The organism is Luteimonas sp. RIT-PG2_3, assembly GCF_054902115.1.
In genome coordinates, this window is sequence record NZ_JBUBPF010000011.1 from 18778 (window position 1) to 34523 (window position 15746).

14 protein-coding genes are annotated in these 15746 nt (G+C 69.0%); 3 read left to right on the plus strand and 11 right to left on the minus strand.

Annotated features, from left to right (window positions below; translation table 11 throughout):
* Positions 1-2 precede the first annotated feature (2 nt).
* The 6 genes from mltB to ACYX7E_RS15330 form a co-directional block, all read right to left on the minus strand.
* A complete protein-coding gene (gene mltB / locus ACYX7E_RS15305) occupies positions 3-1160 on the minus strand; it encodes a lytic murein transglycosylase B (protein WP_462081457.1) in 1158 nt (385 codons plus the stop codon).
* A 77-nt stretch (positions 1161-1237) separates the two neighbouring features.
* Complete coding sequence (rodA, locus tag ACYX7E_RS15310) at positions 1238-2350, minus strand: rod shape-determining protein RodA (RefSeq protein ID WP_462081458.1); 1113 nt, start codon at positions 2348-2350, stop codon at positions 1238-1240.
* A complete protein-coding gene (mrdA, locus tag ACYX7E_RS15315) occupies positions 2347-4392 on the minus strand; it encodes a penicillin-binding protein 2 (RefSeq protein ID WP_462081571.1) in 2046 nt (681 codons plus the stop codon). Before mrdA ends, rodA begins: the two co-directional genes overlap by 4 nt.
* Positions 4393-4397: 5 nt before the next feature.
* Positions 4398-4880 (minus strand): rod shape-determining protein MreD, encoded by a 483-nt coding sequence (gene mreD, locus ACYX7E_RS15320; protein WP_462081459.1) that lies wholly within the window; start codon positions 4878-4880, stop codon positions 4398-4400.
* Positions 4877-5974 (minus strand): rod shape-determining protein MreC, encoded by a 1098-nt coding sequence (gene mreC / locus ACYX7E_RS15325; RefSeq protein WP_462081460.1) that lies wholly within the window; start codon positions 5972-5974, stop codon positions 4877-4879. The genes mreD and mreC overlap by 4 nt, the downstream gene beginning before the upstream one ends.
* 255 nt (positions 5975-6229) lie before the next feature.
* On the minus strand, positions 6230-7273 hold the full coding sequence (locus ACYX7E_RS15330) for a rod shape-determining protein (RefSeq protein WP_462081461.1): 1044 nt from the start codon (positions 7271-7273) through the stop codon (positions 6230-6232).
* Positions 7274-7502: 229 nt separating this feature from the next.
* Here ACYX7E_RS15330 and ACYX7E_RS15335 point away from each other — a divergent pair, with 229 nt between their 5' ends.
* The 3 genes from ACYX7E_RS15335 to ACYX7E_RS15345 all read left to right on the plus strand — a co-directional run bounded on the left by ACYX7E_RS15335 (position 7503) and on the right by ACYX7E_RS15345 (position 10596).
* Positions 7503-8435, plus strand: a complete 933-nt coding sequence (locus tag ACYX7E_RS15335; RefSeq protein WP_462081462.1) for a carbohydrate kinase family protein — start codon at positions 7503-7505, stop codon at positions 8433-8435.
* 40 nt (positions 8436-8475) lie between these two features.
* Complete coding sequence (locus tag ACYX7E_RS15340; RefSeq protein ID WP_462081463.1) at positions 8476-9948, plus strand: MATE family efflux transporter; 1473 nt, start codon at positions 8476-8478, stop codon at positions 9946-9948.
* A gap of 135 nt (positions 9949-10083) precedes the next feature.
* Positions 10084-10596, plus strand: coding sequence for a hypothetical protein (locus tag ACYX7E_RS15345; RefSeq protein ID WP_462081464.1), 513 nt, complete (start codon positions 10084-10086; stop codon positions 10594-10596).
* 183 nt (positions 10597-10779) lie between these two features.
* Here the strand turns inward: ACYX7E_RS15345 and ACYX7E_RS15350 are convergent, their stop codons facing one another.
* From ACYX7E_RS15350 to flgM, 5 genes are all read right to left on the minus strand, one after another.
* Positions 10780-11568 (minus strand): hypothetical protein, encoded by a 789-nt coding sequence (locus ACYX7E_RS15350; RefSeq protein ID WP_462081465.1) that lies wholly within the window; start codon positions 11566-11568, stop codon positions 10780-10782.
* The gene (locus ACYX7E_RS15355; RefSeq protein ID WP_462081466.1) at positions 11565-12518 is read right to left on the minus strand and encodes an alpha/beta fold hydrolase; all 954 of its coding nucleotides are present in this window, start codon (positions 12516-12518) and stop codon (positions 11565-11567) included. The genes ACYX7E_RS15350 and ACYX7E_RS15355 overlap by 4 nt, the downstream gene beginning before the upstream one ends.
* 194 nt (positions 12519-12712) lie before the next feature.
* Positions 12713-14755, minus strand: coding sequence for a M1 family metallopeptidase (locus tag ACYX7E_RS15360; RefSeq protein WP_462081467.1), 2043 nt, complete (start codon positions 14753-14755; stop codon positions 12713-12715).
* 208 nt (positions 14756-14963) lie between these two features.
* On the minus strand, positions 14964-15320 hold the full coding sequence (locus tag ACYX7E_RS15365) for a flagellar protein FlgN (protein ID WP_462081468.1): 357 nt from the start codon (positions 15318-15320) through the stop codon (positions 14964-14966).
* A 1-nt stretch (position 15321) separates the two neighbouring features.
* A complete protein-coding gene (flgM, locus tag ACYX7E_RS15370; RefSeq protein ID WP_462081469.1) occupies positions 15322-15633 on the minus strand; it encodes a flagellar biosynthesis anti-sigma factor FlgM in 312 nt (103 codons plus the stop codon).
* Positions 15634-15746 lie beyond the last annotated feature (113 nt).

Here is a 15746-nt window from a genome sequence, read left to right on the forward strand (position 1 = left end):
GATCACGGCGAGGCTGCTCCGACCCCTGCACGGATCGACTGCGCCAACTGGTGCACCGACAGCGAATACATCGGCGAGCGGTTGTAGCGGGTGATCACGTAGAAATTGCGGTACGCCAGCCAGTACTCGGTCCCGGAGACGCCTTCGAGCGTCAGCAGGGTCGCGCCCTCAGCCTGCGGCTCGCCGGCCAGCGGGCGATAGCCGCGTGCGGCCAGGTCGGCCAGCGGGTACACCGGATCGACGGTCTCGGGCTTGAATTCGGCGGCGCCTTCGTCGCGCCCGGCACGACCGACCACCGGGCCGCCGCGCTGCCAGCCATGCACGACAAAGTAGTTGGCGATCGAAGCGAACACGTCCGGCAGGTGGGTCAGCAGATCGCGTCGGCCATCGCCGTCGCCGTCCTTCGCCCACAGCCGGTAGCTCGACGGCATGAACTGCCCCAGCCCCATCGCGCCGGCATAACTGCCCTTGAGCGCGACGATGTCGAGCTGCGGCTCGGCCTTCTCCAGCGCGAACAGCTGCGCCAGCTCGCCGGCAAAGAACGGAGCGCGGCGCGGGAAATCGAAGGCCAGCGTGTACAGCGCATCGATGACGCGGTAGTTGCCGGTCACGCGGCCGTAGCTGGTTTCGACACCGATGATCGCGACCATGTACTCGGCCGGCACGCCGGTCTCGGCGGAGACGCGCTCGAGCGCATCGCGGTTCTGCCGGTAGAACGTGCGGCCGCCTTCGATGCGGGCATCGTTGATGAAGATCGGGCGGTACTCATGCCACTGCCTGACCGCCTCGGCGGGCCGGTTCATCGCATCGATGATCGGCTGCTTGTACTGCGCCTGCGCCAGCACCGCACGGATGCGTTGGCGATCGACGCCATAGGTGCTGGCGGTGTATTCGACGAAGGCTTCGATGCGCTGCTCGCGCGGAATGGCCGGATCGGTGACCGCGGCCGGCGCGACCGGGCGTTCCGGCGGCTGCGGCAACTTGGGAAGCAGCGTCGATGGCTGCGCGACGCTCGCGCTGGCGGCGTCCGCCGCCGGCGCCGCGTCGGCCGTGCCGGCAGCTGTCACGGTGTGTTCGGTGGAGGTGGCCTGCGTCGCGCATGCAGTCAGCGCGATCGGCAGCAGGCAGCTCATCAAGCGTGCGTTTGGGCGTCGAATCATCGGGCGCGAGGTTAGCACGCACGTCCGGGGCCCGGTACCCGTTCGCGGTCCGTGGTTATGCCTGCGTTGCAGCGGGCTCAGCGCCTGCGCGTCTCGTTGCCGGCCTGCACCGCCATCACCACGCCCATGCCGGCCAGCAGCGAGACCGCCGCGGTGCCGCCGAAACTCAGCAGCGGCATCGGCACGCCGACCACCGGCAACATGCCCGACACCATGCCGCCATTGACGATGACATAGACGAACAGCGCCAATCCCAGGCTGCCGGCCAGCAATCGCGAGAATCCGTCGCGCGCTTCGCTGGCGATCCACAGGCAGCGACCGATGATGAACAGGTACAGCAGCAGCACCACGGCGACGCCGACCCAGCCGAACTCCTCGCTGAGCACCGCGAAAATGAAGTCGGTAGTGTGCTCGGGCACGTAGTTCAGGTGCGACTGCGTGCCCTTGCCCCAGCCCTGCCCGGTGAAGCCGCCGGAGCCGATCGCGATCTTGGACTGGATGATGTTCCAGCCGGTGCCGAGCGGATCGCGCTCGGGGTCCAGGAACGCCAGCACGCGGTCCTTCTGGTACTGCTGCAAATAGAAGAACCAGCCCAGCGGTGCGCTGACGACCGCAGCGACCGCGCCGCCGATGAACCACCACCACGACAGGCCGGCCAGGTACAGCGCGAACGCCCCGCCCGAGGCCACCAGCATCGCGGTGCCGAAATCGGGCTGCAGCAGGATCAGGCCGGTCGGCAGCGCGATGATCGCGGCGGCACCGAGGATGTTGGGCAGCCGCGGCGGTAGCGCGCCCAGGTTGAGATACCAGGCCGCCATCATCGGCAGGCTCAGCTTCATCAGCTCGGCCGGCTGGAAATAGAACACGCCCAGGTTGATCCAGTGCGCGCCGCTGCGCCCGGTGCCGATGAACAGCACGACGATCAGCGGCAGCAGCGAGACTGCATAGGCCGCCGGCGTGACCCGCCGCAACTGCAGCACGCTCAGTCGCGACAGCACCCACATCGCGCCCAGGCCGACGCCATAGCGCGCGCCCTGCGAGATCACCAGCGCCGGGTTCTGGTTGCCGGCGCTGTGCAGCACGGCCAGGCCGATCGCCATCAGCGCGACCAGCGCCGCCAGCAGCGGCCAGTCGACGGTGCGGGTCAGGCGCCCGAACATGTCGGCGAGCCAGCGCAGGATGATGTTCATCGGCGCGGTTCCGTCGGCGTGGGAGCGGCCGGTGCCGCGGCAGGACCGGTGTCGACCGCAGCGGTGGGTGCCGCAGCGCCGGGGGCAGCACCGGTCACGACGTTGTCGAAGTTGGCGCCCGGGACCGTAGTGCCATTGGCCTCCTCATCGGGCTCGGCGTCCACACCCTGCGGGCCGATGACGGGCTCGCCTTCTTCCTCGCCCGGCACCTTGCCGAGCACCCAGGCATCGAAGATCTTGCGTGCGATCGGCGCGGCGGTGCTACCGCCATAGCCGCCGTGCTCGACGATGACCGCGATCGCGATGGTCGGCTGCTCGGCGGGCGCATACCCGACAAACAGGGCCTGGTGGCGCAGATGGTACGGCAGGCTGCGCGGATCCATGCTGGCATTGCCGCGGCGGCTGACGCGCTGCGCGGTGCCGGTCTTGCCGGCCATGCGGTACTCGGCGCCACGCGCCATCGCCGTGCCGGTGCCACGGCCATGGATGGTGTTGATCATGCCTTCCTGGACGGCCAGCAGATGGTCGGGGCGGTCAGTGATGCGCGGCCCGGTCGGCCGCGCGATCGCCTGCCAGGGCTGGTCGAAGCCATCGCGGCGCTGGGCCGCCAGCGACAGCGGATGCAGGTTGCCGCCATTGGCGATCGCCGCGGTGCCGCGCGCGAGCTGCAGCGCGGTCGCGACCCAGTAGCCCTGGCCGATGCCGGCGATCACGGTTTCGCCCGGATACCAGGGTTCCTTGGTCCGCGATGCCTTGTAGGCCGGCGACGGCACCACGCCTGCGGTCTCGCCGATCAGGTCCAGGCCGGTGGTCTGGCCGAACCCGTACTTTGTCATGTACTCGTCGAAGCGGCGGATGCCCATCTCGTAGGCGAGCTTGTAATAGTAGTAGTTGACCGAACGCGAGATCGAATCGCGCAGGTCGACCCAGCCGCCACCGCGCCCGGCATCACGATAGCCGCGTCGCTGCCCCGGGATGAAGAACTCGCCGGTCGAGAACACCTTGTCCTCGGGCGTGCGCAGGCCGCTGTCGACGCCGGCCAGCGCGACCAGGGGCTTGATCGTCGAACCCGGCGGGCCACCGCCGAGCACGTTGCGGTTGAACAGCGGACGCGCCGGGTCGTCCATCAAGCGACGGTAGTCGGTATGCGAGATGCCGTTGACGAACAGGTTGGCGTCGAAACTGGGCAGGCTGACCATGCCGAGCACGGCGCCGGTGGCGGGATCGACGGCGACCGCCGAGCCATGCATCTCGCCGAAGGCCAGCACCATCGCGCGCTGCAGGTCGATGTCGAGGCTCAGCCGCAGGTCGGTCCCGGCCTGCGCCGGCACCATGCCGACGCTGCGCAGCGCGCGGCCTTCGACATTGGTCTCGACCTGTTCGTAGCCGATGCGCCCGCGCAGGGCCTCGTCGTAATAGCGCTCCAGCCCGGTGCGCCCGGTCTGCGGGTACAGCAGGTGGCCCTGGCCGAAGCGCGCGACGTCGGACTCGTCGGTGCGCCCGACATAGCCGACCACGTGCGCCAGCAGTTCGCCGTACAGATAGCGGCGGTTGAGATAGGGCACGATCTCGACGCCCGGGAAGCGCCAGCGGTCGACGGCGAACCGCGCGACCTCTTCATCGCTGACGCGCAGCTTCAGCGTGATCGCCTTGAAACCGCGGCTGCCCTTGCGCTCGCGCTCGAAGCGCGCGAGTTCGTCGGCCGGCAACGGGATCACCTTGCCCAGCTCGGCTAGCATCGCGGGGACGTTGCCGGCTTCGTCGGGGGTCACGTCGAGCCGGTAGGCCGGCACGTTCTCGGCCAGCAGCCGGCCCTTGCGGTCGTAGATCAGCCCGCGCCCGGGGACCACCGGCCGCGGCTTGATGCGATTGGCCTCGGAACGGCGCGCATAGTCGTCATGGTCGATGACCTGCAGCTTGAAGTACCACAGCGACAACACCGCGAGCGCGCACAGCACCACGCCGAAGCCGATCAGCGCGCGCAGCCGGAACTGCGCGGACTCGGCGGCGGCATTGCGCAGGCGATGCTGGCGCGACCGCATCGCCATCAGCCCGCCTTGCGACGGACGCGCAGGGTGGCCAGCAGCAGGAAGACCGGTGGCCACAGCAGCATGCCCAGCAGCGGCGCCCACCAGAACGTCCACGGCAGCAGCGGCTCACCCAGGGCCAGGTGGATCGCGGCGGTGACGACGCGGTCGTTCAGCAGCAGGCCGCCGATCGCCAGCGCCTGCTGTGCCATCGGGAAGAAGCGCAGCTGCGAGCGGAAGCGCTGCAGGATGAAGCCCATGACCACCAGCCGCAGGGCCTGCTCGCCGAGCAGGCCACCGAAGGCGAGATCCGCCAACAGGCCGACGCCGAACGCGAAGCCGAGTCCGGCGCGCTCGGGTGTCTCGATGATCCAGAACGCGACCACCAGCGCCAGCCAGTAAGGGCGCAAGGGCTGCAGCATCGCCGGCAGCGGCAGCAGGCCGAGCAGCAGGGCGACGAACACGCTGAGCGGCAGCACCCAGTTGCGGCTGCGGCGGATCATGGCTGGCGCTCCTGTGGCGCCGGGGGCGCTTGGGGCGCGGGGCGCGCGGAGGAATCGGGCGTCGGCAATCGGGACGGCGGCGCACTACCGGCGGCCGGTGGCGCCGCGCTGCCCGTGGACGGCGGCGGCGCCGCTTGCTGCACCGGTTGCTGCCCGCTGCCCACCGTCGGCGGAACCGCTCCGGCCGGACTGGCCGGCGCAGGCTGCCCGGCCGCTTGCGCGTCCGTTGGCGGCTCCTGAGGCCCGATGCCCCATGTCCGGCCCTCGCGCAGCAGCAGCACGTCGCGGCCACGATCGAGCTGGGCCGCCGGCTTCAGGTCGCCGAGCAGGAAGGCATGGCTGTCGTCGGGCCGCAGCTCGGCGACGGTGCCGACCGGGAAGCCCGGGGGAAACCGGCCCCCCAGGCCCGATGTCATCACCGTGTCGCCGATCTTGACGTCGCTGGAGACCGGGATGTTGCGCAGTTGCAGCAGATCGCTGCGGCCGCTGCCATAGGCCACCAGGCGCACGCCGCTGCGGCTAACGACCACCGGGACCGCATGGTCGAGGTCGGTCAGCAGCAGTACGGTCGAGGTGCCCGGGGTCACCGAGATGATCTGGCCGACCAGTCCGCCGGCGTCGATGACGCTCTGGCCCTGGTGCACGCCGGCCGCGCGGCCGGCATTGAGGACCAGGCGCTGCCGGGTCGGATCGAGGTCGACGTCGAGGATCGGCGCCAGTTGGACATCGAGGCCGCCGCGCTGCGCGGCGCCCAGCAGTCCGCGCAGGCGGGCGTTCTCTTCGGCCTCCACCTGCAAGCGTGCCTGGCGGGCCGAGGCGACCAGCAACTCGTTGCGCAGCCTGCGGTTGTCGTCGGCCAGCATCGAGCGGGTGGCGGCATCGTTGCGCATGCTCTGGCCCACGCGCGTCGGCATGCCGGCCAGCCACCACAACGGCTGGACCACGACATTGGCGTGCTGGCGGAACTGCGCCAGCCAGTCGGCGCGATGGTCGGCGATGATCAGCGCGACCGAGATCGCCAGATACGCCAGCAGCCGGAGCGTTCCCGCGACGTCACCTGGGCGTTGGCTGGCGGGATTGGCGTAGGAGGACACGGGCTAGCGGCCGGGCATCGGGGGTCGGGAAGGGGGATTCGGACAAGCACGCGACATCAAAACGCTTCCACGACGTGCCAGCGCGCAGGATAACCGGAACGCATCGGCAAAGCCGATGCGGATGCACCGGCGCATGACGGTCGTACAAGGAGGCCGGCGTCGCGGGGCCGGCCTGGTGGCATCAGCGCGAGTCCGGCGGGCAGACGGCGCGTGTCGCTGCACGATGCCGCCCGTCATGGCCCATGCCCTGCGCCCTCACTCGGACGCGAAGAACTCGTTGCCGTGCAGATCCAGCAGTTCGAGCGCGCGGCCACCGCCACGGGCGACGCAGGTCAGCGGGTCTTCGGCGACCTGCACGTGCAGGCCGGTTTCCTCGCTGAGCAGTCGGTCGAGGTCGCGCAACAGCGCGCCGCCACCGGTCAGCACGATGCCGCGCTCAGCGACGTCGGCGCTGAGTTCCGGCGGGGTCTGCTCCAACGCCTGGCGGACCGCGGCGACGATGCCCGACAGCGGCTCGCGCAGCGCGTCGAGCACTTCGCTGGAATTGATCTTGACCATTTTCGGCACGCCTTCGGCCAGGTGGCGGCCGGAGATTTCGATCTCGACGACCTTTTCCTGCGGATAGGCGCAGCCGATCTCGATCTTGATGCGCTCGGCGGTAGCATCGCCGATCAGCATGCCGTGGTTGCGGCGCACGTAATTGATGATGGATTCGTCGAAGCGGTCGCCGCCGATGCGGGCCGACTGCGAGTAGACGATGCCGTTGAGCGCGATGACCGCGACTTCGGTGGTGCCGCCGCCGACGTCGACGACCATCGAGCCACGTGCCTCGGTGACCGGCATGCCGGCGCCGATCGCGGCCGCCATCGGCTCCTCGATCAGCGAGACCTCACGCGCGCCCGCTTCCATCGCCGAGTCGCGGATCGCACGCTTCTCGACCTGGGTCGAGCCGGCCGGCACGCAGATCAGCACGCGCGGGCTGGGGCGCAGGAAACGCGACTTGTGCACCTGCTTGATGAAGTACTTCAGCATCTCCTCGGTGTAGGTGAAGTCGGCGATGACGCCGTCCTTCATCGGTCGATGCGTGGTGATGTTGCCCGGCGTCCGGCCCAGCATCTGCTTGGCAGCCGTACCCACCGCCGCGACCGCCTTCTGGCCGCCGCTGCGGTCGTGGCGGATCGCCACCACCGACGGTTCGTTGAGGACGATGCCCTGGCCGCGGACGAAAATGAGGGTATTGGCCGTGCCCAGGTCAATGGACAGGTCGTTGGAAAACATGCCGCGGAACTTCTTGAACATCGGAGGCAGGGGTCCGTCAGGGGGCGCAACAGGGTCCGCTAGCCTAGCAAAAAAGCGCTAACCGGACGCGTCGGCACGCCGCGCCCCGGCCCCCCACTCAGACCGGGGTCAGCGTGGCCTTTGGCCGTGGCAAAGGAAAGTCGACGCAGGTCCCGGTTTTACCGCGCTGGCCTCACCGGAGTCGCGCCGGTAACCTAGCCGGCCTTGCCTTCACGATGAGCCCCTGCCGATGTCTGCACTGATCTGCGGTTCCCTGGCCTACGACACCATCATGGTGTTCCCCGACCAGTTCAAGAACCACATCCTTCCGGACAAGGTGCACATCCTGAACGTGTCGTTCCTGGTGCCGAGGATGCGCCGCGAGTTCGGCGGCTGCGCCGGCAACATCGCCTACAACCTGAAGCTGCTGGGGGGCGATCCGATCCCGATGGCGACCGTCGGGCAGGACTTCGGTCCGTATCGCGAATGGTTCGAGGAGAACGAGATCACCCTCGACCGGGTCAAGGTCATCGATGAGCTGTTCACTCCGCAGGCCTTCATCACCACCGACCACGACAACAACCAGATCACCGCCTTCCATCCGGGCGCGATGATGCGCAGCTACGAGAACCACGTGAGGGACGTGCCGGGCGTGACCATCGGCATCGTCAGCCCCGACGGCTACGAGGGCATGCTGCAGAACGCCAAGGAGTTCTCCGAGGCCGGCATCCCGTTCGTGTTCGATCCCGGCCAGGCGATGCCGCTGTTCAATGGCGACGAGCTACGCGCATTCATCGACAAGGCCGACTACGTCACCGTCAACGACTACGAGTCCAACCTGCTGCAGGAGCGCACCGGCTGGGACGAGAACGTCATCGCCGGCAAGGTCAAGGCCTATATCGCGACCCGCGGCCCCAAGGGGGCCTGCATCCATGCCGACGGCACGGTCTACGACATCCCGCCCGCGCATGAGCGCCGGGTCACCGATCCCACCGGCTGCGGCGACGCCTTCCGTGCCGGCCTGCTGTTCGGCATCGAGAAGGGCTACGACTGGCTGACCATCGGCCGCATCGGCAACCTGATGGGCGCGCTGAAGGTCGAGCACCCCGGCACCCAGAACCAGCGCTTCGACTACGACGACTTCGCCAGCCAGTTCCGCCAGCAGTTCGGCTACGCGCTGTAAGGCGGGACCGGGGCCGGCAAAACCCGGTTAACCTGCCGCGATGCCCACCCCGCCTGCCCGCCCCGCCACGCGCGATCTGACCCGCGGTCCGATCGCGTCCACCCTGCTGCTGTTCTCGCTGCCGATCCTCGGCGGCAACGTGCTGCAGTCGCTGAACGGGTCGGTCAACGCGGTCTGGATCGGGCGCTACCTCGGCGAGGAGGCGCTGGCGGCGATCGCCAACGCCAACAACATCCTGTTCCTGCTGCTCGGCGCGGTGTTCGGCGTCGGTATGGCCGCGACCATCCTGGTCGCACAGGCGATGGGACGCGGCGATGACGCCCAGGCGCGCAAGGTCATCGGCAGCAGCGCGACCTTCTTCCTGACCGCCTCGGTGCTGGTCGCGCTGGCTGGCCTACCGCTGTCGCGGCTGGTGCTGCAGTGGATGGGCACGCCGGCCGCGGCGCTGCCGTTCGCCGACGCCTACCTGAAGATCATCTTCCTGGCGGTGCCGTTCCTGTACCTGCTGGCGTTCCTGTCGGCGATCCTGCGCGGCGCCGGCGATACCCGCACGCCGTTCCTGTTCCTGCTGCTGGTGGTCGTGCTCGACATCGTGCTGGTGCCGCTGCTGATCTTCGGGCCCGGCCCGCTGCCGGCGATGGGCATGGCCGGCGCCGCCACCGCCAACCTGATCGCCAATGCGCTGGGGCTGGTGGCCATGCTGGGCTGGCTGCGGCACCGCCGGCATCCGCTGTGGATCAGTCGCCACGAACGCGCGCTGTATCGCCCCGACTGGCAGATCATCCGCGCATTGGTCGCCAAGGGCGTGCCGATGGGCCTGCAGATGGTGATGATGTCGGCGGCGATGATCGCGATGATCACCATGGTCAACAGCCACGGCACCGACACCACCGCGGCCTATGGCGCGGCGATGCAGTTGTGGACCTACGTGCAGATGCCGGCGATGGCGATCGGCGCGGCGTGTTCGACGATGGCCGCGCAGAACGTCGGCGCCGGTCGCTGGGAGCGGGTCTCGGCGGTCGCGCGCAATGGCGTGATCTTCAACTTCCTGATGACCGGCCTGCTGATCGCGCCGATCATCCTGCTCGACCGCTTCTCGCTGGCGATGTTCCTGCCCGACGGCAGCGCGGCGCTGGAGATCGCGCGCCACCTGAACCACATCTCGGTATGGTCGTTCCTGTTCTTCGGCGTGACCTTCGTGATGTTCGGCGTGGTGCGCTCGACCGGCGCGGTGATGCCGCCGCTCCTGATCCTGGCGGTCACGCTGTGGGGCATCCGCATCCCGTTCGCGACCCTGCTGCAGCCGACACTGGGCGCCGATGCGATCTGGTGGAGTTTCCCGGTCAGTTCGGTCTGCGCGATGCTGCTGTCGGTGGCCTATTACCGCTGGGGTGGCTGGCGCAAGGCGCGCATGCTGGCGACGCCGGCGGCGTCGGACATCGCGATCCCGGCCGAGATCCCGGCGCAGCCACCGTCACCGCTGGCGGACATGCCGCCGCGCGACCGCGACTGAGCGGGCCGGCTGAACGCGCCGACTGGACAGGCTGGCACGCCCCGCCATGGCACGGGGCAGCGCGACATGAACGTTTGCAGGCCGTCGGATGCAATGTTCACGCGCCTTGATCATGACATCGCGGACGATGGCCACATGGACCTTCCGCTGCCCCTGCATCGCCGCCCGCGCCAGTCCGCGATCCGTCGCACCGCGCTGGCCTCTGCCGCCCTCGCTTCAATCGTGGCGCTGGCGCTGACCGGTGCGAGCTGGGCCCAGGTCCGGAACCCCGCTGACCCCGCGCCAAGGAACGTGCAGAACATGCGTCCGGCAGTCGTTCCCGCCCCTGCCGTCCCGGTGCCACCGATCGCGCCCGTGCAGCCGGTACGCACGCCGCCTGCAGGCACCGCCCAGCAGCGCTGCATCGACAACGCCAACAGCACGATCCGTGCGCCCGCGCAGCCCGGCCTCGCCGCCAGCCAGCGCAGGCTGGCCGACATCGACCAGCAACAGCTGCGCAACAGCGCCACGCCCAACAGCGCCGCGGCACGCAACGCGCAGGCGGCCCAGATCACGCAACAGCGCCAGATCAGCCGCGAGAGCAATCGCGTCGACCAGCAGCTCTCGGTCGCAACCCGCAACTGCAACCCGGTGCCGGGCACGCGCTGAACGCTTGATCCGGAGACTGTGTCTGCGTGTGCCGTGCTTGTGTCGCGTGTGCGTGTTGTACGCGCGTTCTGCGAACGCGGTGTCCTGTGCCGCCGCGCTCGGTGCGAATCGTGTCCTTGATTCCACGTCGCCGCCTGCGCCAGCCATGACGCCGACGCAGGCCTGCCGACGGGCAGCGCGCGGTCAGTCCCAGCCGGGCAGCTTACTGCGATCGAGCCCCGCGACTTCGAACACCGCGGTGCGGGTGCCGCCGGCCTTGACCGGGAACTCGATGCTGATGCGCCTGGCATCGCGGGTCATCCGCCACAGGCTCTTGTTGTCGTCGACGAACATCGCGATGGCTTCGTCGGTCTTGGGTCGATTGGCGGCCATGCGCTTGGGCGCGGCATCGTCGACGACGACATTGACCCGGCAGCTGCCATAGCAATCGAAGTCGCCGGCCTGCAGCACCAGGTAGCTGCTGCGCCCCCACGACGGATGATCGCGGAAGATCAGCCGCACCGGCTTCTTGCCGCTGCCGTCGACATCGAGTTCGTCCCTGGCGTAGATCGCCGCCGACAACTGCTTGCCGCCGGTCACGGTTTCGATGTTGTAGGCCCACAATGACGCCACCCGACGCGCTTCGCGCTCGGCATCGCCCTTGGCCTTGACCTCATCGAACTGCGTACGCACGCGATTGGCCGCGTCGGTATCGGGCCAGTTGGCCAGCAGCACGTCGGCCTGCGCCTTCGCCAGCTGCCAGTTCGACTCGCCGACGGCGGCGTTGAAATTGCGTTCGGCCTCGGCCGCGGACTGCTCGCTGGCGGCGGCCTGCGCGGCCGCCTGCGCCGCGGCTTCGGCTTCGCGGTCCTTGCAGCCCACCAGCAGCGCGGCGGCCAGCCACGTCGACACCAGCAGCACGCGCGTGCCGGCACGAAGGCCACTGGAACGACGGGGGCTGGCGTAGTGGTGGCCGGAATAAGGCATGTTCATGCGACAGGATCCTCTTCGATCAGGGCGACCACGGCATCGGCCAGGGCCGCAGGTTCTTCCATCACGGTCATGTGACCGCTGTGTTCGAGCAACAGGGTACGTGCTTGCGGGATCTGCTGCGCGTACAGCGTCATCGCGCTGGGATCGATGACGCGATCGTGGCGGCCCCAGGCCAGCAAGGTCGGCTGGCGGATCTGCGTGGCCTGCTGCCACGGCAGAAAGCGTTCGTCGCTGCGGCCGATGCGTTCGAGCACGGACTGTTCGAAGTCCGCATCGCGCCGGCGCAGCGTGCACAGCAGCCACGGTCCCGGCCAGGGCATCGCCGGGCGCGCGCCGCGATCATGGAACAGCACGTCGAGATAGCGTTCCAGCGATGCGCGGTCGGAGACCGCGAACGGGTTACGCCCCGCAAGCACGTCAAGCCCGAAGCGGTTCTCGGCGAATTCGACGCCGGCCGCATCGATCAGAGCCAGCCGTGAGACCAGCGCCGGATGGCGCGCCGCGACCAGCGCGGCAATACCACCGCCCATCGAATGGCCGAGCAGTACCACCGGCGTGTCGCCCAGTGCACGCAGGAACGCCGCGACATGTTCGGCCTGCGCACTGAATCCGTAGTCGCGTCCAGCCAGGCGCTGGCTCTGCCCCCAACCGGGCAGGTCGGGCGCGACCAGCCGGTAGCGCATGCCCAGCTGCGCGGCCAGCAGGTACCAGTTTTCCTTGCTGCCGGTGTAGCCATGGATCATGACCACGCAGGGCGCGGCGGCGTGCCCTGCCGCACGTTCGACGTAGGCGATGTCGTGCTCGCCGATACGGGCGCTGCGCAACGTGAAGCCCAGCGCGCGACGCTGGCGCCGGTATTCGAGCCCGATGATGCGGGCCGGCGAACGCCAGCAGCACCATGCGATCGCGACGGCGGCGAGCAGGAGCGCAAATAGCAGCACGACGAGCACGACGGCCAGCGGCGTGCCCGCCTGGATCGACGCGAACGGAGTCGCGCCCGAGGAAGCAGATGAAGCAGACGCGACTGAAGCAGCTCCACATGAGGCGCCCCCACATGAAGCCGCTCCGAACATCGCTGCGGACGCCATCGCCTGCATCGCCTGCATCGCCTGCATCGCCGCCCAGCCGGTCGCGCCGGCGCGGCTCAGGTGGCCGGCTGCGCCGCCGGTGCCGCAGCGGGCGGCTCGGTGGCAGGCGCAGCGCCATCGGCGGCGTCGCTTTCGGCAGTCGGTGCCGCGGCCGGCCCAGGCACCGGCTTGGCTTCGTCGATCAGCTTCTGCACCGAACCGGTGGTGATCGGGTGATAGCCCGGACGCGCGCGCTCGAAGGCCGCCTTCGCCAGCGCCAGGCCGGATTCGGTCTTCACCAGTTCGGTATAGATCGGGATGATCAGCTTGCGGCGCCCGATCTTCTGCACGAACGCCGAGATCGCGTCATTGGCACGGGCATAGCCGCTGCGGATCGCCAGTGGATACCAGCGCATCGCGATCTCGCCATTGGACGTGCCGGTGAAGTGGTAGGCGTCGTCGAGCTGCGTCAGCTGCGCCACGCTCAGCGTGTCGGGCATGCGCTCGAGGAAATGCAGCCACTCCTGCGTGCTCCAGGCCGAGGTGATCGACGACGGCGGCAACTGCGCGCTGCCGCGCCAGGCCAGCCGCGCCGAATCAACGATGCCGAAGCGCTGCGACAGCACCTGCGGCGCATTGGCCGGGATGCCCGGACCATAGACCCACTCATGGATCTCGGCGTCGGTGACCTTGCCCGGCTGCTTGTCGAACAGGTGGGTCTTGGCGTACGCGAGGAACTGCTCGGTGGTGATGCTCTGGAACGCGAAATGATCGAAATAGCCGCGCAGGAACGCATCGAACTCGGCGCGCCCGAAGCGCTCCTCGAGGAACTGCAGGAACCAGGCGCCCTTGTCGTAGGACACCTTGCTCAGCGCGTCGTCGGCATCAAGTTCGGTCCCCGGCTTGACCGCCAGCGCCTGGGTCGCCTCGGGCATGTCCTTGATGCCGTCCTTGAGTTCGTTGCGCGCGATGACGAACTCCATGTCGCTGAAGTCCTTGCCATACAGGGCCTCGACGATGCGGTTCTCGACATAGCTGGTGAAGCCTTCGTTCAACCAGCCATGCTTGGCGCTCGAGAACGTGACCAGGTTGCCCGACCAGCTGTGCGCGAGTTCATGCGCGATCAGCGAGACCAGCGACTTGTCGCCGACGATGACCGTCGGGGTGATGAACGACAACCGCGGATTCTCCATGCCGCCATACGGGAACGACGGCGGCAGCACCAGCAGGTCGTAGCGCTCCCAGCGATACGGGCCGTACAGCTGCTCGGTGGTCGCGATCATCTTCTCGGTGTCGGCGAACTCCAGCAGCGCGGCGTCCATCGTGCCCGGCTCGGCCCAGATGCCGCTGCGCGCCGAGATCGGCTTGAAGACCAGGTCACCGGCGGCGATCGCCATCAGGTACGAGGGGATCTTCTGCGGCATCGAGAAGCGGTAGTCACCGTTGCGCTGGGCATCGGGACGGTTGTCGGCGCTCATCAGCACCATGACGTCGGGACGCGAGGTCACGTGCGCGGTGTAGGTGTAACGCACCGCCGGCGTGTCCTGCAACGGCACCCAGCTGCGCGCATGGATCTGCTGCGACTGGCTGAACATGAAGGGCAGCGTCTTGCCTTCGGTCATCTCCGGGGTCAGCCACTGCAGGCCCGAGGCGGTCGGCGCGCTGCTGTAGTCCACGCGCACCTTGGCATTGCGCTGCGGCACCTGGATCGTCAGCTTGCTGCCCAGCACCGGATCCGCGGGCGCCAGCGCGAACTGCAGCGGCTGCCACTGGCCGTCGGCTTCGCCCTCGACCTTGCGGATCGTCAGCTCTCGGGTGTCGAGCACCAGCGCGGTGGCCGCCTTGTCCTTCCAGTCCAGCGTGTAGGTCGCGGTGCCGGCGATGGTGCGGGCATCGAAATCCAGGGCGACGTCGAGCGCGAGGTCCTCGATGACGACCTTGCCGGGCTCGGCGTAGGAATGCTCGTCGCTGTCACCTGCGGCGGTCGGGGCGGTGGCGGGGGACGGCGTCACGGCAGTCGGGTCTCCGGATTCGCGCTGGCAACCGACGGCCAGCAGGGCGAGCAGCAGTGCGGACACGAATGCACGCAGGCGCCGGCGCGGTTCAACGATGTTTTGCATGGGAATTCAACGGCCAACCAACAGGAACCCTAGTCTAGCGCGCGCCTGAGGGGCCTTGCCGGCAGCCCGGTGGGCCGCCACAAACGGCAATGGCCCGCACGTGGCGGGCCATGGTGAGCGCATCTGGAAGGTCCGGCCGATTGCCGGCGATGCGCTCGGGCGCCCGGACTTGATGGCGCCGTCGGACTTCAGGGAGTCAGACGCCAGATCAGACGACCGCGAGCTGCCGGGCCTGCGGGCGCGTGGCGGTCATGCCGGCAGCGCTGTAGGTGCCGCTGGACTCGGTCCGGCCCAGGTGCCGCAGCGCCCAGTCGACCTCGCGCCGGCGGCGCGACAGCAGCACGCTGTTGGCTTGGTTCAGGATGCGCAGCGCGGCGATGCGGTCGGCGGCCGACAGGTCCGGCGGGGCCGACTCGGCCTGGCGCAGTGCGCGGACCTTGGCCTCGGTCGACGCCAGCAGCGCGACCACGTCGTTGTCGATCAGCGCCTGGCGTTCGGCCTGCAGCGCGCCTTCCAGCGCGTCGAGGACGTTGGCGTCGTGCAGGGCGGGGTTGGCGGTCTGCATGTCAGCGCTCCAGCTCGCGCTCGAGTCCGAGCATGCGGGTGGCGATGGTCTCGGCGTCGATCTTGTAGCTGCCGTCGGCGATCGCCGCCTTCAGCGCGTTGACGCGGGTCATGTCGATGCCTGCCGGTGCCGCGCCCAACGTACGTCCCATGGCCTGGAGTCCTTCGGCGTCGCCGGTCAGGCTGACGCGATCAGCCGCGGCGACCGCCGCGACGGGTACATTGCGGGCGTCCCCGGCACGGCCGGCCGTCGCGACCGCAACGGCATCCGCGGCCCGCAGGCCGGGTGGCAGTCCGTCGATCTTGTAGCTCATGGGACGTTCCTCGTGTGCTCGGTTCCAACACGGTAACGGCCGCGCCCGCCGGAACTTGAGCCCGATGTGACGTCATTCGCACTTCCGGTGTTCAGGTCGCCGGCCACGGGGGG